The organism is Chitinophaga sp. ARDCPP14 (genome assembly GCF_051362515.1).
GTDB lineage: Bacteria > Bacteroidota > Bacteroidia > Chitinophagales > Chitinophagaceae > Chitinophaga.
Genome location: NZ_JBKIXB010000003.1, coordinates 801,657 through 820,459, shown reverse-complemented (window position 1 = coordinate 820,459; position 18,803 = coordinate 801,657). Strand labels below are relative to the sequence as shown.

The following is an 18,803-nucleotide window of genomic DNA, read 5'->3' as shown; positions in this document are numbered from 1 at the left end:
GCATCACCACTTACTACACTGCTGTTTTCGCCGTTTACAAAACCGGTAACAGTATAATCCGGTGTTGGATTAGTTTGTTTGTATACCCTGTTTTTATCATTAGCCGTTACCGTTAGTGTGGCTTTGGTAATGCTGAATGTTTGTGATGCCTGCGTCGCCGGCGAGTAATTGCCATTACCTGCCTGATCAGCAGTGATAGTTACATCGCCCGCGCCGGTGAATGTGAGGACATTACCACTGAGTGTTGCCGGCCCGCTTACTACGTTATAAGTGATAGGCAAACCTGCATCGCTGTTGGTGTTAAGCGTAACCGGCGCACTGCCATAGGTTTTATTGCCTATTGCCGGGAAGGTAATGGTTTGAGGCGCCGTTGTTACCGTCAGCAGTCCGTTTACAGGAATGATGCTATAGTTGACAGCGCTCAGCGAGGCGGCGTTGGTCACCTGGATCGGGTAACCACCCGGCGCACTGCTGGCATCTGCCGTGGTACTAAGCAGCGGAGTGCCTGTTACTACGCTGTTATCATCTCCATTCACCAGCCCATTGTAGGTATAGGTTAATGCAGGATTATTTTCTCCATATAACCGCTGTTTGTTATCTGCATTTACAAATAATGATTTTTTCAAAACGGTAAACCCGCCTGTGACAATGGTTGCCGGATCGTAATCTGTGTCGCCGCTTTGTGTAGCCGCCACCGTTACATTTCCTGTGCCCGTAATGGTAAGGATGTTACCGCTGATAGTAGCCGGACCGGCAACACTGAAGGCCACCGTGAGACCGGAGGTACTGGTGGCATTCAGGGCAAAAGGAGCGTCGCCATATGTTTTATCCGTTAAGGCACTAAGGGTAATTACCTGCGGTGCTTTGGTAACTGTAAGCGTACCTGGTTTGAAGCTGAACTGGTAATTGGTGGCAGTAGCAGTGCCGGCGCTTATGGTGATAGGGTAGTCGCCGGTATGACTATCAATATCCGCTGTAGTGCTGATGCTCGCATCACCGTTTATCACGCTGCTGTTGTCGCCGTTCACGAAGCCGGTAATGGTATAATCCAATACAGGATTAGCCTGCTTATACGGCCTGTTCTTATTGTTTGCTGTTATCGTGAGAATGGCTCTGGCTACGTTAAATGTTTGTGTTACCTGTAGCGCTGCGGTGTAATTGGTATTTCCCGGTTGATCGGCGGTAACGGTTACATTGCCTCCGCCGGTAATGGTGAGCGTGTTGCCGCTCACGGTAGCCGGACCAGACACCACATTGTAAATGATAGGCAAACCTGCATCCGTATTAAGTGGCAGGGTAATCGGCGCCGCACCATAAACCACACCGGATGGTGCAGGGAAGGTGATGGTTTGCTGCTGTTGCGTAATGGTTAATATACCACCTGCTCCTGACAAGGTGTAATTATCAGCAGTGGCGCTGCTCAGATCCGTTGTAATAGCATAGTTGCCCACGTTGCTGTTTATATCAGCTGCCCAGATGGCAGCTACCGTACCGTTGATCGCACTCGCATCATCTGTGTAGGCAAACCCGGTGTAGGTAAACGTAGGGGTGGGGTTCGCCGTTTTATACGGCCGGCTGGCATCATCTGCTTTTATGGTCAGCGCTTTTTTCGCGACGGTAACAGGTCTTGTTACAGGTGTTGCAGGCAGATAAATATTGGTAGCAGCTGCGTGAGCGGTGATCACCGCCGTACCTGCACCGGTAGTTTTTATTTTCCCGTTCAGGGTGTCTGCTACGGCCGTATTGCCGGAAGTATAAGTAATGACACCATCTCCGGTAGTAGTTGCCTTCGGATCAATATCTATATCACCGTAGGTAATAACCGGAGTAGCAGGGAAGGCCGGGAAAGTGATCGTTTGTGGTATTGCCTGTATTTCATATGCGCCCAGGTCAATAACAGTATTGCTGATACGTATTTTCCTGTCAAGATCCAATGTATCTGCCTGTGCGGGATAGCCTGCGTCGTTGGTTTGCGGATCGCCTTTGTTGATACCATAGTTGACGGGCGTTAACCGCAGGTCCCCGGTGCTAAGGTTGTTGAACACCACATCAGGAGTAGCCTGTGAAGTACCTGTGCTGGCATAATACAGGTTACCAAAAATGCTGTAACGGATGTTTGGAGTGGGACCGGAATAATCGCCCCCACTACCGGAAGAAGTATTTTTAGCTACCACACTGTTATACGAAGTGAAGGTGCCGCTGCTGGATATAGCGGACCCTCCGGAGGTATTGCCTCCCACGGTAACATTGGTAAGAGTGGTATTGCCGGAGCTTCTTATAGCGGCTCCGTCAAGCACGGCATTGTTGCCAAAGAACACGCAGTTGACCAGTTGCAGTAAGCCGCCGGATTGGTTAACAGCGCCGCCATATTGGGCGCTGTAGTTCCCGTAAAATTGACAATTCTTTATTGTCAGTGTGGCATTCGTGGCGTCTATACCACCACCGGCATTACTGGCCTGGCCTCCGGTAATGATGACGCCATCCAGTATGCTTTCTGCGCTGAGAAAGCCCACCGTTATCACGCGACGGCTGTTGGCGCCCCGGATATTCGCTGTACTCAGGACAACGTTATTGGTAAGCCGGTCATTTCCATCCACATCCCCGCTCAGGATTACCGGGTTGACCGGAATATTCCGGTCGGCCAATTTAGTTTCATTACCTATAAAACCACCGTAAACGGCTACGCCGGAAGGTATAGTAAATGTAGCCAGGGTGTTCCCCGAGTAGTCAGGTTTATAAGTACCTGCGGCTACCCATATTTTTGTAATACCATTCAGCGGCTCTGCGGCGGCTTTGAGTGCAGTCGACAATTCAACCACCGGCCTGGCCCAGCTGCTGCCGTCGCCGTTTATGGGAAATATTTTGTTTACATATACAATGCCGTTGACATCGGGGTTCACTACCGTCAGGGAACACGTTGGTGTGACGGCAAGGTTTAATGCGGCAGGGGCTGGCGCTGACAAGGTATAGTCCTTCGTCCAGTTGGTGGTGTCCTGTATAAAGGCTCGCAGGCGGGCCGAAGTACCGATAGTTAACGAACAATTATACCGCGCGTTCACTGCGTTTACGCTGGGAAAATTGAGAACGCTGGTAGTAGCTGGCTGGGTTGATTTGGAAGAAGTAAATTCATCCGCAGCAAGAGATGCTTCCCAGGTGTTGCGGTTCACATTGATACCGGCAATGATATTCGGATTACCTGAACTACCGGTGAAAGCAAACAACTGATCACCTGCAATACCAAGACTGATATATTCTTTATTGGTCAGTGCGGCGCTGTTGGCAGTAGGGGTAGAGCTGGTCAGGTTAAGTACGCCGGAAGAGGCAGTAGGACTATATTTACAGTAAATAGTTACCCGTGTTCCCACCGCCATTTTGCTGGTGCCGGGCGACCATTGAAGAATACCATCTGTTTTGGAGCCGGTGGAAATGTCGCTGGAAATAGACTGAAAGCCGGCACCTGTCCACCCCAGATCTGTAAAATAAATGATCGTATTAGCCGGGCACTCACGGAGCAGCACAAACGAAAACGCATCGTTCTGTATGCTGCCGTTATTGTCGTCGTCATAAATATTCACGCCGGTAAAAACGAGATCGCCGGGGCCAAAGGCCTGCGCCTGCGCGCAGGTAGCAATGCCTGTGAGTAATAATAGGGATATCAGGGTTCTGCGTAAAATTAACTTCATAAAAAGGCGAGCCTTAGGTATAAGAAATATATAGACATGCACCCTGTTGTTCAGGATGTTAAATTGCTTGAAAGTACCTCACCTGATCTTTATCAGGCGCAGAGGTAAGTGTTGATCCAGCCGGAAGACACACCTTGTATCTCCGTATTCACAATTTCCTGCCAGATCTGCGCGGTGTTATCTGTTCCGCCAATTATTTCCGGCTCAAACGCTTCATTTGTTTTCACCAGCCATGCAGGTGCCATCATGTGGTGAGTGGCTGCATCCATATGCAGGGGGCCGCGGGGACTATCCAGTGTTACGTCGTGGAGCGTCAGCAGGATCTCCCGTGCCCGGAATCGATGTGTATCTGCCGTATTATAAATATGTTCAAGGATAATACCGGTACTCCAGCCGTGCATACCAGGTAAATTAGCTTCGCGGCCGGTATAAGCAGTAAACTGTGTTTTCAGTAATTCGTTAGCGCTATTTTTGAGAGATGAAATCCACGGAACATACCCGCTCACCTGGAACGGTATTTCCAGGTGACCATGCACTGCTGACAGGGTTTCATCCAGCAACATGGGGCTGGCGAATACCTGCAGGCCCTCCGTTACATCCGATGCCTGCAACTGCTGAAGAAAACAATGCGCCAGGTCCCCGTTATAAACCGCCAGCAACGTTTGTACGTGTGCGTTAGTACGCAGGAAGTGATGCAGTGGCGTGGAATCAAATTCCTTCACTTTATACTGGCTTACGAAGTTATAGGCAACACTGCCGCCGTTATCGGCGAACGATTGTACCAGCGCATGATTATGAGAATAGCCGCCGTCATAAAACGAAGTACATACAGCGGCATCCTTTGCGAGGGTGGCAGCGTAGATCCCGGTCAGTCGGCATTGAATGGTGTTGTTAAGTGTGTGCGACAGTACTGTTGGATGAGGTTCCCATTCATGCATATATTTTGCGCCGTTGTGTACCAGTAGTACGAGGCGGTTCAACGACTTTGCCAGTGCGGCTATATTGCTTACTGCCGGTTGATCTGCATATAACACCAGTACATCGGCATGGTGTTCCAGCATCATTTTTTCTGCCTGTTCCATTACCATTTCGGCGTTGGTGCCAAACCCGATATTGGCGGTAAACCATGTAACAGGTACGCCCCGGTATTGCAGATAAGCCTCCACACCCTGGAGGAAGTCGTGCTGCAGCAGCGGATGAAAGGTAGATCTGGGTAGGAGTGCTCCTATTTTCATATGGCTGGTTCTTAAGGTGTAGGAAATACGCCAAACAGGGAAATAATAAAATTTACCACCAGGTATGATTGCATATTGTCGGTGGGGGCTGTACCGCCGGTTGGCTGTACCGTCATTATTAAAGAATCACCGGCTGGCGACATGCCTGTATGTGCAACCTGTAAAGGCGCCAACCTTTTGGTAGTGCTTTTAACAGTACTGTAAATTTTTTCTGATGGGGTGATGGCAAAAGAACGATTCTGAGGGTTGATGGCATTTGCGTGATTTTCTCCCAGGGCAGGTAAAAATACCGGTCCGGAAATAAAATGCATATGCGGCGGAAGATTATCGGAAGCCAAGGTGACAGTTTCTTCTCCTCCCTTTTCGCCAATTTGATAAGTTAAGCCGCTGGAAGAATCGCTACCCATATGCAGCGGCACCCTGCCACGCAGATCCGGCAACGCAAAAACAGACTGACCATCCCCACCATAGGTAGTACCAATAAGTTGAAACAGTACATCGTTTTCTGAAATGGGAAGTAATTGCCCATCGCAAAAGGCCCATCCAAGTGGTGCAAAATTTCCGGCAAATATTCTTATTTCTCCTACAAAAGGCATTCGTATCAGTGTTTGAGTGTGATCATTTATTATTGACGGGGAGGGAATACTCCTGCCATCGATATAGCAAACATAATAGTGAGGGTTGGTTGACAATTATTCACTGGTGTATTGCCGCCTGCTCCTGCTGCCCGCATCCTTGACCTCAGATCTGCCATTGTTGCGGTGCCGGCTGTTTTACCATAGGGAAGTCCCGAAGGCGCTATGCCAGGATAATTGTTGATAGGATTGTTGGTATTATTATTTTCGCCTGCCGGTAAAGATAACGGTCGCCGCTTGATCAGATGCGTATGCACCGGCATTTGATTGATGGTGAGCTGGTTTTCATTGGCGCCCCCCATTTCGCCAAGCTCCCGCTGTGTCAGATCAGGTCCCTGGCCGGCCCCGATGGGAACTCTTCCCTGCATGTCCGGCAGGGCAAAAGTGCTCTTGCCATCCCCTCCGTAGTAAGTGCCCAGGATGGAGAAAAGCGAGATATTCTGAGAAATAGGGAGCAGTTGTCCGTCACAAAACGCGAAATTTTTTGGCGCAAAATTGAAAGGGACCATAATGATTTCACCAACGAATGGATCGAGTGCCGACATATATTTAAAAATCAGGTGGTTGAAGGAAATATGCCTGTCAGGGCTATGATATAATTCATGGTGAGGTAAGGCATCATGTTGTTAACAGGTGTATTCGGAGAGGGATTGGTCTCCGTAGCTAACGCACCATTCGCCGTGTCTGCTGCAAGGTCGCCGCCCTGTACCGTGGCCATTTGTTCATCCGCGGTGTCGCTGTACCTGGCGCTGGCGGCAACGGGTGCAGGATAAGCATTGGCAGAAGAATCAGTATTTGCCGCAGCTCCCACAGGCAGTTTAAGTACGGCCGTAACGCCGTGTTCATGTACCGGAAGATTGGCAACGGTGACGGTAGTAGTAACCTTGCCGGTTACTGTTCCCAGCATATGGGCCGCGTCCTGGTGCATTGGTATGCGCCCTCTCAGGTTGGGTAATGCAAAATTAACCCGGCCATCGCCGCCGAACGCAGTACCCAACAGGGAAAATAAAGCCTGATTCCGGTTAATGGGAAGTAATTGCCCATTACATAACGCGTAGTCTCTCGGCGCAAAATTAAAAGCCACTAAAAAGATCTCTGACAGGTAGGGAGTAGAGTCATTCATAATCGTTGTATCTGGTATTGCAAGGGATATTAGTCGTGTTATCTATGAAAAACTGCCATAAAAGTATATTTTATTTTTTTTTCAAAGTAATATTTATTTGCTTTAACAAGAAATCAACGGAAGTGTTTATCTTCACATCACTTTTTTCCAGATCCCTATATTATGAATAAAGAACGCCGTTCCTTTCTACGGAATACATCTCTTGTAACAGGTTTATTGCTGTTGCAGAATCCTCTCAGAGCGCTGACTTCCACTTCAGAAAATGCGACTTATCTTCCCGGCGATAACCGGGAACTCCTGATCTGGCATACCAACGACCTGCATGGCCAGCTGGCCGGTCACCGCCCGGCAGGAGATCAGGGTGTATTCCTGGACGCAGGTGATTTTACCAGTGGAACGGATAACGTGAACGCCTGTATGGAAATGATACAGGCCATGAATAAAGCCGGTTATCATGCAGCCACTATCGGTAATCGTGAACTGGCTAACGGCCAGGCTGCATTGGCCGCACTGATCCCGCATATGCAATTTGCCCTTGTAAATTGCAACTACCGTTTTACCGATCCATCACTCGCACGCCAGGTGGTACGTCATAAAATCGTATATGCGGGCTCGTTAAAAATAGGTATCACCGGTGTGGGGCCGCAACTGCCGGATGTTCCCGGTGTCACCTTCCTGCCGCCGGTAGCAACCGCCGACGAAGTGGCCGCTAAACTTAAAAAAGAGCATGGCTGCCACGTAGTGATCTGCCTTTCCCACCTCGGCTTTAAGCAACCCGGCGAAACAGCAGATAACGCTGATATGGCTACCAGGTCTACGCATATTGATTTTGTAATAGGTGGTCATCAGCAGAAGATGATCACGACTACTTCCGTGTTCAGGAACATGGCAGGCAATGAGGTATACCTCAGCCAGGCCGGATGGAACGGGATGATGACCGGAAAAATGAAAATGTTTTTTAATGAGGACCGCCAGGGCTGCGGTATTCAACCCGGCAGCGGGGTGTCCTGATAAAGTTATTTCACAGCGCTTCTTTCCACACTTTTTATATCTTCCTGCTGGTCCTTTTTAAAATCGAACTGGTTAAACACCGGGTGCTGCCGGCTGTCTTCTTTTTTGTAATTTCGGTTATGTTATATGAACAGCGGATGAAAGTAGAATTGGAGATCTGGCAGCATAAAATGCAGGGCCGGCCTTCTCTGGCAGACCGGTTATCCCGGTCGGTGCAGTCACGCATCAACCGCATAATCCCGCAAAAAGTGCATGATGCTATTACTGTAACCATTAAACAAATGGTGCGGGGGGTACTGTTCGGTTCTATGTACACCGTACCCAACCAGCCTGTTTTTGCTTCGTTGTATGATTTGGAAGAAGCGGTGCTTCGCCGGGTGGACTTTTACCGGAAAACGGCTGCCGCTGAAGGTGGGCTTACCGGCGCCGGCGGGTTTTTATGGGGCCTTGCTGATTTCCCGATACTGCTCGGGATGAAATTGAAACTGCTTTTTGACATCGCCACCTTTTATGGCTTTGATGTAAAAGATTATAAGGAACGGTTGTATATCCTTTATATTTTCCAGCTGGCCTTCAGCAGCCAGGAACACCGGCAAAACGTGTATGAGTGTATTGTGGACTGGAAAGAGAAAAGCAGCCGGTTACCGGAAGACATTCACAGCTTCGATTGGCAGCAATTCCAGATCGAATACCGTGATCATATTGATCTGGCTAAAATGGGACAGTTGCTGCCCGTAGTGGGTGCGGCTGTGGGCGTAGTGGTAAATTACCGCCTTGTCACAAAGCTCGGCGCTACGGCTATGAATGCCTACCGGATGCGGATACTGGACTAGCAGCAGCTTAATAGAAGAATTGCTCCGATATAATCTGCCCGTCTTTTACTTCGTATAACATGATCTCATCGATCTGTATTCTTCCAAATCCTTCTACCGTAACATCCATATTCCGGCCTACAGAAAAATAATTACCCGCCACAACAGGCTCGGTGGTATGAGCGCCGTGAACGTCCCGGATTTTTGAAACAAAGTCTTTACCTTTTTTGCGGACATCCGCTATGCCCTCCGCATAGCCAAAGTAGAGAGAATGGGGTGGGTCTATGCTTTTTACATGATCTGCAAAAAACTCATCCTGGATTTCAAACCACAATTCCTGTTGAGCCAGTTCGTTGAATCGCGCGGCCACTTCGTGGGTCGTCATGATGGTATTAGTTACTGTTGACATAAAATTCAGATTTATTGAGTGATGTATACCCGGCTATTGCCAGTTACTTTTAACACCATAAAAGTAGCCCTCCTCCCGGAATGAAATAAGTGGCAGTAATGACAAAAAAGAAGGCGATATTGCCATATCTTTGGACGTAAAAGAACTGCCTTGCGTATTGCTATTCTGGATTATAAAGATGCGGTTCCAACGTGCGTGACAGGCCCTGCTGACATATGGGGAGGCCTCAGCAGGATGTATCCGTTGGCAACCGGTATACCCTTAAAGGAGAACATTGAGATCGATTTTATTGCCGAAGCGGATGGCCAGCTTACCAGGCGTCCACAAGGAAGCAATAAGGCCGAAAAGCTCAGTCCGCGCGACCGGTACCGGTTAATTATCATTCCCGCCATGCGCTATGATAAGATCGACGAGGTGATTGCCCGGGAAGGCAGGCTGGTAACATGGCTGAAACAACAACGCCAGAAAGGCGCCGACCTGGCCAGCATCTGCGTGGGTGCTTTCCTGCTTGCCGAAACAGGCTTGCTGAACGGCAAAAAGGCTACCACCAATTGGCTGTTTGCCGGCCGGTTCCAGCAGCGCTATCCGGCTATCGGTGTGCAGGACGATAAGATCATCGTGGACGAAGGACCGGTATGCTCCTGTGGAGGCGCGTTTAGCTTCACCTCCTTTATGATCTACCTGATAGAAAAATTAGTAGGTCACGAAGAAGCCGTGATGGCATCAAAAATACTAATGATCAACACACACGGTGACTCACAGCTGGCTTTCTCCGTATTCCGCTTCCAGCATGATCATGCGGATGATCCGGTTAAGAAAATACAACACTTCATCGAAGCAAACTACGGGGAAGCCATCATCCTGGAAAAACTGGCCAGCGACCATCATATGAGCGTGAGGAACTTCATCCGCCGCTTCAGACAGGCAACCGGCAATACCCCCATTGAATACCTGCAGCGCGTGCGTATTGAAGCCGCGAAAAAGCTGCTGGAAAATACCCGGGAAAGCGTTGAGAGCGTAGCATTGCAATGCGGTTATGAAGATATCAGCTTCTTCCGGAAGGTTTTCCGCCGCCAGGTAGACATGAGCCCGAAAGAATATCACCTTAAATACGGCAAGCTTTCAGAGCGGCAGGTATTAAAAGCGTAAACATGTTACAAAGTTCGCCTAAACGAGCAAAACAGGAAATGTTGCGTTGTATTGAAAGGCGTTACATGGTTTTCTGTGATACATTTTACTTTCTTGAAACCGTTGCTTAACTGATCCGTCAGCGTACCCTCGTTATATTGTTTTATAGGGAGACCACTACATTTTTCCGGACCGTTGGTAGAAAAAGTACCTATAACAGCATAGCCACCGGCATTGATACTTTGACGGGCAATATTTAAATACCGGTCAACCTGTTCTGCTGCCGTCAGGAAATGAAAAGTAGCCCTGTCATGCCACACCTCGTAGGAGGCATCCGGCTGAAAAGTAGTAATATCCTGCACTATCCATTTCACCAGGTCAGCTTTTTCACCGAGGCGCTGTCGCGCCCTCTCCAATGCCCTGGCCGAAATATCCAGTACGGTAATATTGGTGAAACCTGCATCCAGCAGGAAGCCGGCCAGTTTACTGTCGCCGCCGCCGATATCAATAATGCCTGCCGTTTTTGGAATATTACAGGAAAGAATGAAATCGAGGGATGTTTGCGGTACATCTTGTGTCCAGCTTACCTCCGAAGGTTTTTTTGTATGGTAAACATTCTCCCAGTGCGCTTTATTTTCTTCCATTCCCGGTAAATTTAAAATACAAATGTAGGAATTAAGGAACAAGACAAGATATCCATATTTAAACCAGTCCGCGTATACGAAACTCAACCGGTTGGACGTATATTGTTGGATACCTGCAACAGCTATGCAGGAGACAACAAAAAACTGAACCAAATGAAAAGACACTGTGCTTTGATATCCTGCCTGTTGATATTAATTTCCAATCATTCCTTTTCGCAGCACCTGGAAAAAAAACAACTGCTGGAAGACTTAATGTACTACCGCGATACCCTTCCGGTAAAGCACAAAAATCTCTTTAATAAAATCAGCAAACAGGAATTTGAAAATAAAGTTGCCGGTGTAGCGGGGAAAATTGACACCCTGAATGATGAAACCTTCATGGTGGAACTTTTCAGGTTAAACGTATTGATCGGCGATGAGCATACCAGGATTGAGCCGCAGTTCAAAACTGTTTTGCCTGTAAAGTTTACCGTGTTCGACGACGGCATTTTTGTTACTGGTATTGCTCCGCAGCAATCAACTGCGCTTTTATCTAAACTAACAGCGATTAACGGGCATTCCATCGATGAAATCAACAGGAAATTTAAAGAAGTAATTAAGGCGGATAATCAATCCTATTTTGAAGTCTATGAACAACAATTGCTGAATAATCCCTCTTTTCTTAAAGGACTGGGCATTCTAAGCTCGGATGAAAGCGCGGCATTCACGCTGCAAAGCCGCGATGGAGAAGTGTACCAGGTAACACTTCCAGCCGTTCATAAAGACAGCCTGAACATAGCCCTGTCCGCCCAATACGACGCCATGTTACCTTACAGGGAGCAAAATAGAGACTATTGGTATGAATATGACTCCGCCAGAAAAACAATCTATTTCAATTTCATTCGGTGCAACGATGATGAACAACACCCATTCGCGCAGTTTAATGAGGAACTGTTTTCAAAAATAAACAGCTTACATCCCGGTAAAATTATTGTTGACCTCCGGTTTAACAGCGGAGGAAATTCCGGCGTACTGAGACCTTTTATCGACAGTATTAAACACAGTTATTTAAATAAGAAAGCGCATTTTTATGTACTTATCGGGAAGCAAACTTTTTCTTCTGCCCTGATGAATGCCGTTGAATTTAAAAGATATACCAATGCCATTTTGGTGGGACAAATGACCAGCGGCAACATAAACCACTATGGAGAAGTACGCGGATTCCGGCTTCCGAACACGAAGATCGTGATCGGCTATTCAACCAGGTATTGGGAAAACTGGAAAGGTAAAAAAGGAGCATTAATGCCCGATAAAGCAATTACCTACCGTTCCCTCAATTTTATTAATAACAAAGATGAAGCACTGGAGTATATCTATAAACAGTAAATTATAATTATATAAATATTCCCCTGAATTTTATAATACCCCTGCCGGTGGAATAGTTGAACTTTGCATAGCTCAAATACTGTTTATATGCTAAGTAACTATAAGATATTTATTAAGGGAATGGTTTGCGACAGGTGTATCCTTGCGGTGAAAGAAGCGCTGCACGAGCTGCGGATACCGGTAGCCGGCATTGTGCTGGGGCAGGTAACCACCATAACGGCATTATCAGAACCGGATATGGATACTCTCCGGGAGAAATTAGCGCTGCTGGGATTCACCCTGCTGGAAGATAAAAAGACGAAGCTGGTAAGAGAGGTGAAGAACCTGATCGACCAGGTGTATTCGGGATCCTATGACTTCCCGGATAACTTCAGGTTTTCAGAGGTAGTATCCAGCGCGCTGAATAAAGATTATAGTATGATCAGCAATATATTTTCAGAAGCAGAAGGCGTTACCCTGGAGAAATATATCAAAGAATACCGTGTAGAGAAAGTAAAGGAATTACTGGTTTATACCGATGAAACCCTTTCAGACATTGCCTTTAAACTGGGTTATAGCAGCGGCGCCCATCTGTCCCGGCAGTTTAAAGATCAAACCGGCCTCAATACCTCTCACTTTAAAGAAATCAGGAAATCAAAGCAGGCCCTGACCCATCACCCTGACAACCGGTCTTAAAATTATATACAATTCCCCCTGAATAGTGTAACATACGTGCCCCGGCAGCAGCGTAGTTTTGTAGAAAATCAGCAATATATGTCATCAGCTATATCATTACAGGAACCAACCACCAACAGGAAGCACGCTGCCGGTACCACAAAAGAAACCTTTCCCGTGTTGGAAATGACCTGCGCGGCATGCGCCGTTAGCGTGGAGTCCATGTTGAAATCGGTGCCCGGCGTACAGGACGCCGGCGTTAACTTCGCCAATCAAACCGCCTGGGTACAATACGATCATGCCGCCGTCACCCCTGAAATGCTGCAAAGCAGCGTCCGTTCAGTGGGGTACGACCTGGTGATAGACAAAGAAAACCAGGATGAAGTAAAGGAAGAAGCACAGCAGCGTCACTATCGCGAGGTAAAACAACGTACTATCTGGGCATCGGTATTATCGCTTCCCATTGTTATCATCGGGATGTTCTTTATGAATATGCCATACGGCAACTGGATCATGATGGCGCTTGCTACCCCGGTGGTGTTCTTCCTGGGCCGCAACTTCTTCATCAATGCCTGGAAGCAGGCCAGGCACAGGAAAGCCAATATGGATACACTGGTGGCGCTGAGTACCGGTATCGCCTGGTTGTTCAGTGCCTTCAATACAATATATCCCGGGTTCTGGCACCAGCGCGGATTACATGCACATGTGTATTTTGAAGCGGCCGCTGTGGTCATTGCATTTATATCACTCGGTAAACTCCTGGAAGAAAAAGCCAAATCCAATACCTCATCTGCCATAAAAAAACTTATCGGTCTGCAACCCAAAACAGTATTGCTGGTAGATGAATCCGGCGAAACCCGCGAAATTCCTGTCTCCGCTGTAAAAGTCCAGGACCTGCTGCTGGTAAAGCCGGGAGAAAAGATCCCGGTAGACGGAAAGCTGGCAGACGGAACTTCCTACGTGGATGAAAGTATGATCACCGGCGAACCGGTGCCGGTGGCTAAACATGCCGGTGATACAGTATTTGCCGGTACCATCAACCAGAAAGGCAGTTTCCGTTTCCGTGCAGAAAAAGTAGGCGCAGATACACTCCTGGCCCAGATTATCAAAATGGTGCAGGAAGCACAGGGCAGTAAAGCGCCTGTTCAGAAGCTGGTAGACAGGATTGCAGGGATCTTTGTACCGGTGGTAATAGGCATTGCTATCCTTACATTCGTTTCCTGGATGGTGTTTGGTGGCAATAATGCTTTCACCCATGCACTGCTTACCTCGGTAACGGTATTGGTGATCGCTTGTCCGTGTGCATTAGGACTGGCAACACCCACCGCCATCATGGTAGGAGTAGGGAAGGGCGCCGAAAATAATATCCTTATTAAAGATGCCGAAAGCCTGGAGCTGGCGCATAAAGTGAATGCCATCATCCTCGACAAAACCGGTACCATTACGGAAGGTAAACCGGTGGTAACTGACCTGGTTTGGCATGCACCTGCTCATACCCACTCCGCAGCCCAATCAGTATTGTATGCACTTGAACAACAGTCGGAACACCCGCTGGCGGAGGCCGTAGTATCTTACCTGAAAGACAACGGCGCAGCATTCGCTAAGTTGTCTGCCTTTGAAAGCCTTACCGGTAAGGGGATACAAGGCACTTTTGAACAAACTGTTTACCTGGTGGGTAACCGCAAACTGATGGAGGAGAACAATGTCACCATCGATCCGCAACAGGCAACACAAGCCGCTGCCTTGCAGGAAGATGCCAAAACAGTGATCTATTTTGCCGCAGGCAAACAACTGCTGGCGGTCATCGCCATCGCCGATAAAATAAAGGAAACCTCCAGGGAAGCGATTGCATCCTTGCAAAAACAAGGCATTGAGGTATATATGCTTACCGGTGATAACACCCACACCGCCGCAGCGGTAGCCAGGAAAGTTGGATTGAAGCACTATAAAGCAGAAGTACTCCCTTCCCATAAAGCTGCATTTGTAAAAGAATTGCAGCAATCCGGAAAAGTGGTGGCGATGGTGGGCGATGGTATCAACGACTCACAGGCACTGGCCCAGGCGGATGTAAGTATTGCCATGGGCAAAGGATCGGATATCGCCATGGATGTGGCCAAAATGACGTTGATTACCTCAGATCTCAATAGCATTCCAAAAGCGCTGAAGCTGTCGCGGAAAACGGTTAGCACCATTAAACAGAACCTCTTTTGGGCATTCATCTACAACATTATTGGTATTCCCATTGCCGCCGGTGTTTTATTCCCTGTCAACGGATTTTTATTAGATCCTATGATTGCCGGTGCTGCGATGGCCCTCAGCTCAGTAAGTGTGGTCAGCAATAGTTTGCGTTTAAAAGCCGCACGTCTTTAAAATAAATCATCAGAAAGCATGAACAATGTACAGATCTGGCGCACCGCGGGTATCATCCGGGAAACTGCCTCCACAGTCACCATAAAGTTTGATACCGGCGGCCAGCCTTTTATATATCAACCCGGCCAGTTTATCAATCTAACATTAACGATCAACGGCGCCACTGTTACCAGGTCTTATTCTTTAAGCACAGTCTGTAGCAGGGATAAACAACCAGCCATTACCGTAAAAAGAGTAGCCGGTGGCATCATGAGCAACTATATTGCCGATAAGGCCTCCGCCATTGAACATTGGACAGTATCCGGTCCCTATGGCTCATTTACGCCGGTACCCGGTAGCTATCAGGCAAAGCACGTTGTGCTGCTGGCCGGCGGAAGCGGGATCACACCTTTGTATGCCATTGCCAGGTCAGTGATCGATACCGCTCCGGACACACATGTTACACTCGTCTACGCCAGTCGTACACCGGATGAAATTATATTCAGAGATGACATTGCACAGTGGAAGGAACACTACCGGGAACGGATCAACGTTTATCACGCGATATCAGTTTATGAAGGAGCAGCTGCCCCCGAATTTATCAGCGGCAGACTGGGCAAACTGGTTACCCGTAAGCTTATTCAACAGGCAGTGACCGATTCCGGTGAGGGGGTTCACTATTTTCTCTGCGGTCCATCAGGCTTGATGAAAATGCAGCAGGAAGTGCTGGAAGCGCTGCAAGTGCCGGCAGATCGTATTTTCATGGAATGGTTTTCCCCGGATAGTAGCAAAGAAGAGGAAGTATTGCCCGGTGCCGCGCAGGAAGTATTGCTCCACTTTTACGAACAGAGCAACCTGCTGGACGTGGCCGCCGGCAAAACGATTCTCGAAGCGGCGCTGGAAGACAGGATACCATTGCCATATTCCTGCAAAGGAGGCACCTGCGGTATTTGTGCGGCGAAACTCACTGCCGGGAAAGTAAAAATGCGCGGTAATTATGCGCTCAGGCAACAGGAGCTGGATGAGGGAATGGTGCTGCTTTGCCAGAGCTTTCCACTTACGGATGATGTGACGGTAGAGATAGGCTAAAGTGGCATAATACTCGTGGGATCTGGCGAAAGCTGGAAGGGACAGCCACTGGTCGACCGCCAGCATCCGCATGACCTGTTTTCTGAATTATCCGTCAGTTACAGTTATGCTTTTTCAAAAAAAGTAGACGCCTTTGCTTATTTCGGCTATCCGGGTGAACCGGCATTGGGATCTGTTGCCTTTATGCATCGCCCGTCTGCGTTAGCAAACCCGGATGCGCCTGTCAGTCATCACTGGAACGACGGAACGCATATCACTTTCGGAGTGGCCACCCTCGGTGTGCGCGTGGATAAGTTTAAATTGGAAGGGTCACTCTTTACAGGAAGGGAGCCCGACGAGAACAGGTACAACTTCGATAAAATGCGATTTGATTCCTGGAGTGGCAGGCTTTCCTTTAACCCTTCCCGCAACTGGGCATTCCAGGTGTCACACGGCTACGTTAAAAGCCCCGAAGCGCTTCATCCCGGTGAAGATGTTAACCGGACTACCGCTTCTGCCATATTCAGCCTGCCAATGCGCAACGATAACCGGATGAATGTAACAACGCTGTGGGGCCTGAATAAAACGCCCGGTCATGAAGGAGAGAACGCGTTCCTGCTGGAAGGAGCATGGCAGATGAAGAAAGCAGCGGTTTATACCCGCTACGAATGGGTACAGAAATCAGTGGAAGAATTGGATCTTGATCCTGCGAAGTACGGTGATGCCCTGTTTCCGGTTAACGCACTTACCGCAGGGGTAAGTTACGACCTGCTGAATATTGCAAAAACGCGGCTTGCATTGGGTGGGCAGCTGAGTGTTTTCTTTGATGATAAATCCCTGCATGATTTGTATGGCAAAAATCCGCTGGCGCTCCAGGTATATTTAAGGATCTACCCCGGGCTTATGAAAATGTAATTACATTTGACTCACATTGCAGCAATAATAATTTTACTGGAGTGCAGTTAAATGGAAAAGATACCTGTCAGACATATTACTACAGCGGAAAAAGGTACGGATGCTGCTGAAGGCTTCGGCATCCGGGATCTTCAGACCTTACTGGATGGGGATGACATGGTGCAGGAGTATCACCGGCACGACTTCTTTTATATGCTTGTTTTGGAGAAGGGAAGCGGTAGTCATGATATTGACTTCACCCGCTACGTGATCGGCGACCATACTGTTTTTTTTCTTCGCCCGGGCCAGGTACACCGGTTAGTATTGAAAGCAGGCAGCACAGGGTACATGATGCATTTCAATGACGGATTCTGTTTCTCTCATCACAAAGTATCCAGCCAGTTGTTACGCAGGGCAGGAAATATCAACCACTATCAGCTTAATGCTGCCGGGTTTCAACAATTGCAGGCGATATTAACTGATATCTTCCGGGAATATACCGGCAAACAGGAAAACTACCGGCATGTTATTAAAGCCCACCTGGATGTGTTGTTTATTCAGCTGATAAGACAGTCCGGTAATGATGCTCACCGCAACGCAAACATTTACAGGCAGGAGCAACTGGATGCGTTGTTCAGTCTTTTGGAGACGCATGTTTTAAAGTGTAAGGAGGTATCCCAATATGCCGGGATGCTGAATCTTTCCAGCTATCAGCTGAATGCCATCACCAAGGCAACGATAGGTAAAACCTGTTCAGCACTTATTAATGAATATATTATACTGGAAGCCAAAAGACAGCTACTGGCAACATCCGGGCAGGTAAACCAGATAGCAGATCATCTTGGCTACGAAGATGTTTCCTATTTCATCAGGTTCTTCAAAAAACATACAGGCTATTCACCCGAAACGTTCAGACGCGATTACAGATAAATCCTATACTACTACATTTTTGTCCTACTCCTCTGTGTGCCGCTCCCATTACCTTTGCGGAAACCCTCTCATTTTTTAATTATAAATCAACGTATATGAATCAATCCTGGGATGAGCAATACAAAAATATGTGGGACGACCGGTATAAAAACAACGAGTACGCCTATGGGAAAGCCCCGAATGATTTTTTCAGCGAATGGCTGCAGCAATTTGAGCCGGGCGCCATACTGATGCCGGCAGACGGAGAAGGTCGCAATGGTGTATTCGCTGCACAGCTTGGATGGAAGGTAACTTCATTTGATCTGAGTGCAGCAGGGAAATCAAAGGCATTGCAACTGGCCGCAGCAAACCATGTTAGCCTGGAATATATTGTCGGCGACCTGGAGCAGCTAACGTTTGAAAAGGAATCATTTGATGCTATCGGGCTGGTGTATGCGCACTTCGCCGCCGCTAAAAAATCTATATTTCACCAACAATTAAGCAGCTACCTTAAACCTGGCGGGATCATTATTTTAGAGGCCTTCAGTAAAAAGCATGTAGAGCTGAAGAAGCTCAATCCTGCTGTAGGTGGGCCAACAGATATGAATATGCTGCTTTCCAAAACAGAGATAGCAGCAGACTTTGAGAACTATGATATACTGACACTGGAGGAAGAAGAAATCCTTTTAAGTGAAGGGCAATGTCATATTGGAAAAGGCGCTGTAGTAAGATTTACGGGAAGAAAGCGGCGCCGGTAATTAAATGTTAGGAATAACAATGTTGATAATCAATCTTTTAGTTGCTGATATAATGGGCTGATTTTCCTGCAGATTAATTTTAGAAAAAGTTAGCGCCATTTTTATTAGCTTGTATGCTGCCAAAAT

At 47.8% G+C, this 18,803-nt stretch carries 17 protein-coding genes; 10 read left to right on the top strand and 7 right to left on the bottom strand.

The window, feature by feature from the left end; all coding sequences use genetic code 11:
• From ACLHR0_RS12435 to ACLHR0_RS12415, 5 genes are all read right to left on the bottom strand, one after another.
• A partial coding sequence (locus tag ACLHR0_RS12435) for an MBG domain-containing protein (RefSeq protein ID WP_436486958.1) occupies window positions 1–3,683 on the bottom strand: 3,683 nt, incomplete at its 3' end.
• A 92-nt stretch (window positions 3,684–3,775) separates the two neighbouring features.
• Window positions 3,776–4,918: an ABC transporter substrate-binding protein gene (locus ACLHR0_RS12430; RefSeq protein WP_436486956.1), complete on the bottom strand. Its 1,143-nt coding sequence runs from the start codon at window positions 4,916–4,918 to the stop codon at window positions 3,776–3,778.
• A gap of 11 nt (window positions 4,919–4,929) precedes the next feature.
• Window positions 4,930–5,514, bottom strand: a complete 585-nt coding sequence (locus tag ACLHR0_RS12425; protein WP_436486954.1) for a phage tail protein — start codon at window positions 5,512–5,514, stop codon at window positions 4,930–4,932.
• A 29-nt stretch (window positions 5,515–5,543) separates the two neighbouring features.
• Window positions 5,544–6,098: a phage tail protein gene (locus ACLHR0_RS12420; protein WP_436486952.1), complete on the bottom strand. Its 555-nt coding sequence runs from the start codon at window positions 6,096–6,098 to the stop codon at window positions 5,544–5,546.
• 11 nt (window positions 6,099–6,109) lie between these two features.
• Window positions 6,110–6,676 (bottom strand): phage tail protein, encoded by a 567-nt coding sequence (locus ACLHR0_RS12415; RefSeq protein WP_436486950.1) that lies wholly within the window; start codon window positions 6,674–6,676, stop codon window positions 6,110–6,112.
• Between the two features lie 162 nt (window positions 6,677–6,838).
• Between ACLHR0_RS12415 and ACLHR0_RS12410 the strand changes: the two genes are divergently transcribed.
• On the top strand, window positions 6,839–7,687 hold the full coding sequence (locus ACLHR0_RS12410) for a metallophosphoesterase (RefSeq protein ID WP_429064019.1): 849 nt from the start codon (window positions 6,839–6,841) through the stop codon (window positions 7,685–7,687).
• Between the two features lie 137 nt (window positions 7,688–7,824).
• Window positions 7,825–8,520, top strand: a complete 696-nt coding sequence (locus ACLHR0_RS12405) for an EcsC family protein (protein WP_436486948.1) — start codon at window positions 7,825–7,827, stop codon at window positions 8,518–8,520.
• Between the two features lie 7 nt (window positions 8,521–8,527).
• On the opposite strand, the gene ACLHR0_RS12400 is transcribed toward ACLHR0_RS12405, so the two are convergent.
• Window positions 8,528–8,908 carry a SnoaL-like domain-containing protein gene (locus ACLHR0_RS12400; RefSeq protein ID WP_436486947.1) on the bottom strand — a complete coding sequence of 127 codons (381 nt, stop codon included), beginning with the start codon at window positions 8,906–8,908 and terminating at the stop codon, window positions 8,528–8,530.
• Between the two features lie 150 nt (window positions 8,909–9,058).
• Between ACLHR0_RS12400 and ACLHR0_RS12395 the strand changes: the two genes are divergently transcribed.
• Window positions 9,059–10,057 carry a GlxA family transcriptional regulator gene (locus ACLHR0_RS12395; protein WP_436486945.1) on the top strand — a complete coding sequence of 333 codons (999 nt, stop codon included), beginning with the start codon at window positions 9,059–9,061 and terminating at the stop codon, window positions 10,055–10,057.
• 5 nt (window positions 10,058–10,062) lie between these two features.
• Here the strand turns inward: ACLHR0_RS12395 and ACLHR0_RS12390 are convergent, their stop codons facing one another.
• On the bottom strand, window positions 10,063–10,680 hold the full coding sequence (locus tag ACLHR0_RS12390; RefSeq protein WP_429064021.1) for a class I SAM-dependent methyltransferase: 618 nt from the start codon (window positions 10,678–10,680) through the stop codon (window positions 10,063–10,065).
• A gap of 153 nt (window positions 10,681–10,833) precedes the next feature.
• Here ACLHR0_RS12390 and ACLHR0_RS12385 point away from each other — a divergent pair, with 153 nt between their 5' ends.
• The 7 genes from ACLHR0_RS12385 to ACLHR0_RS12355 all read left to right on the top strand — a co-directional run bounded on the left by ACLHR0_RS12385 (window position 10,834) and on the right by ACLHR0_RS12355 (window position 18,677).
• The gene (locus tag ACLHR0_RS12385) at window positions 10,834–12,045 is read left to right on the top strand and encodes a hypothetical protein (protein ID WP_436486942.1); all 1,212 of its coding nucleotides are present in this window, start codon (window positions 10,834–10,836) and stop codon (window positions 12,043–12,045) included.
• An 87-nt stretch (window positions 12,046–12,132) separates the two neighbouring features.
• Window positions 12,133–12,720, top strand: a complete 588-nt coding sequence (locus tag ACLHR0_RS12380; RefSeq protein ID WP_436486940.1) for a helix-turn-helix domain-containing protein — start codon at window positions 12,133–12,135, stop codon at window positions 12,718–12,720.
• A 78-nt stretch (window positions 12,721–12,798) separates the two neighbouring features.
• Complete coding sequence (locus ACLHR0_RS12375; RefSeq protein WP_436486938.1) at window positions 12,799–15,069, top strand: heavy metal translocating P-type ATPase; 2,271 nt, start codon at window positions 12,799–12,801, stop codon at window positions 15,067–15,069.
• Window positions 15,070–15,087: 18 nt separating this feature from the next.
• Window positions 15,088–16,137: a 2Fe-2S iron-sulfur cluster-binding protein gene (locus ACLHR0_RS12370; RefSeq protein ID WP_436486936.1), complete on the top strand. Its 1,050-nt coding sequence runs from the start codon at window positions 15,088–15,090 to the stop codon at window positions 16,135–16,137.
• 15 nt (window positions 16,138–16,152) lie between these two features.
• Window positions 16,153–17,031 carry a hypothetical protein gene (locus tag ACLHR0_RS12365; protein ID WP_436486934.1) on the top strand — a complete coding sequence of 293 codons (879 nt, stop codon included), beginning with the start codon at window positions 16,153–16,155 and terminating at the stop codon, window positions 17,029–17,031.
• Between the two features lie 51 nt (window positions 17,032–17,082).
• The gene (locus tag ACLHR0_RS12360) at window positions 17,083–17,940 is read left to right on the top strand and encodes a helix-turn-helix domain-containing protein (RefSeq protein WP_436486932.1); all 858 of its coding nucleotides are present in this window, start codon (window positions 17,083–17,085) and stop codon (window positions 17,938–17,940) included.
• A gap of 95 nt (window positions 17,941–18,035) precedes the next feature.
• Window positions 18,036–18,677, top strand: a complete 642-nt coding sequence (locus tag ACLHR0_RS12355; protein ID WP_436486930.1) for a class I SAM-dependent methyltransferase — start codon at window positions 18,036–18,038, stop codon at window positions 18,675–18,677.
• The last annotated feature ends 126 nt before the right edge of the window (window positions 18,678–18,803 follow it).

Bases quoted from the DNA above. Each gene is read 5' to 3' on its own strand.
- ACLHR0_RS12375 (WP_436486938.1), top strand. From the start codon at position 12,799: ATGTCATCAGCTATATCATTACAGGAACCAACCACCAACAGGAAGCAC.
- ACLHR0_RS12360 (WP_436486932.1), top strand. From the start codon at position 17,083: ATGGAAAAGATACCTGTCAGACATATTACTACAGCGGAAAAAGGTACG.
- ACLHR0_RS12400 (WP_436486947.1), bottom strand. From the start codon at position 8,908: ATGTCAACAGTAACTAATACCATCATGACGACCCACGAAGTGGCCGCG.
- ACLHR0_RS12355 (WP_436486930.1), top strand. From the start codon at position 18,036: ATGAATCAATCCTGGGATGAGCAATACAAAAATATGTGGGACGACCGG.
- ACLHR0_RS12390 (WP_429064021.1), bottom strand. From the start codon at position 10,680: ATGGAAGAAAATAAAGCGCACTGGGAGAATGTTTACCATACAAAAAAA.
- ACLHR0_RS12425 (WP_436486954.1), bottom strand. From the start codon at position 5,514: ATGCCTTTTGTAGGAGAAATAAGAATATTTGCCGGAAATTTTGCACCA.
- ACLHR0_RS12385 (WP_436486942.1), top strand. From the start codon at position 10,834: ATGAAAAGACACTGTGCTTTGATATCCTGCCTGTTGATATTAATTTCC.
- ACLHR0_RS12370 (WP_436486936.1), top strand. From the start codon at position 15,088: ATGAACAATGTACAGATCTGGCGCACCGCGGGTATCATCCGGGAAACT.
- ACLHR0_RS12430 (WP_436486956.1), bottom strand. From the start codon at position 4,918: ATGAAAATAGGAGCACTCCTACCCAGATCTACCTTTCATCCGCTGCTG.
- ACLHR0_RS12410 (WP_429064019.1), top strand. From the start codon at position 6,839: ATGAATAAAGAACGCCGTTCCTTTCTACGGAATACATCTCTTGTAACA.
- ACLHR0_RS12380 (WP_436486940.1), top strand. From the start codon at position 12,133: ATGCTAAGTAACTATAAGATATTTATTAAGGGAATGGTTTGCGACAGG.
- ACLHR0_RS12405 (WP_436486948.1), top strand. From the start codon at position 7,825: ATGAAAGTAGAATTGGAGATCTGGCAGCATAAAATGCAGGGCCGGCCT.
- ACLHR0_RS12420 (WP_436486952.1), bottom strand. From the start codon at position 6,098: ATGTCGGCACTCGATCCATTCGTTGGTGAAATCATTATGGTCCCTTTC.
- ACLHR0_RS12415 (WP_436486950.1), bottom strand. From the start codon at position 6,676: ATGAATGACTCTACTCCCTACCTGTCAGAGATCTTTTTAGTGGCTTTT.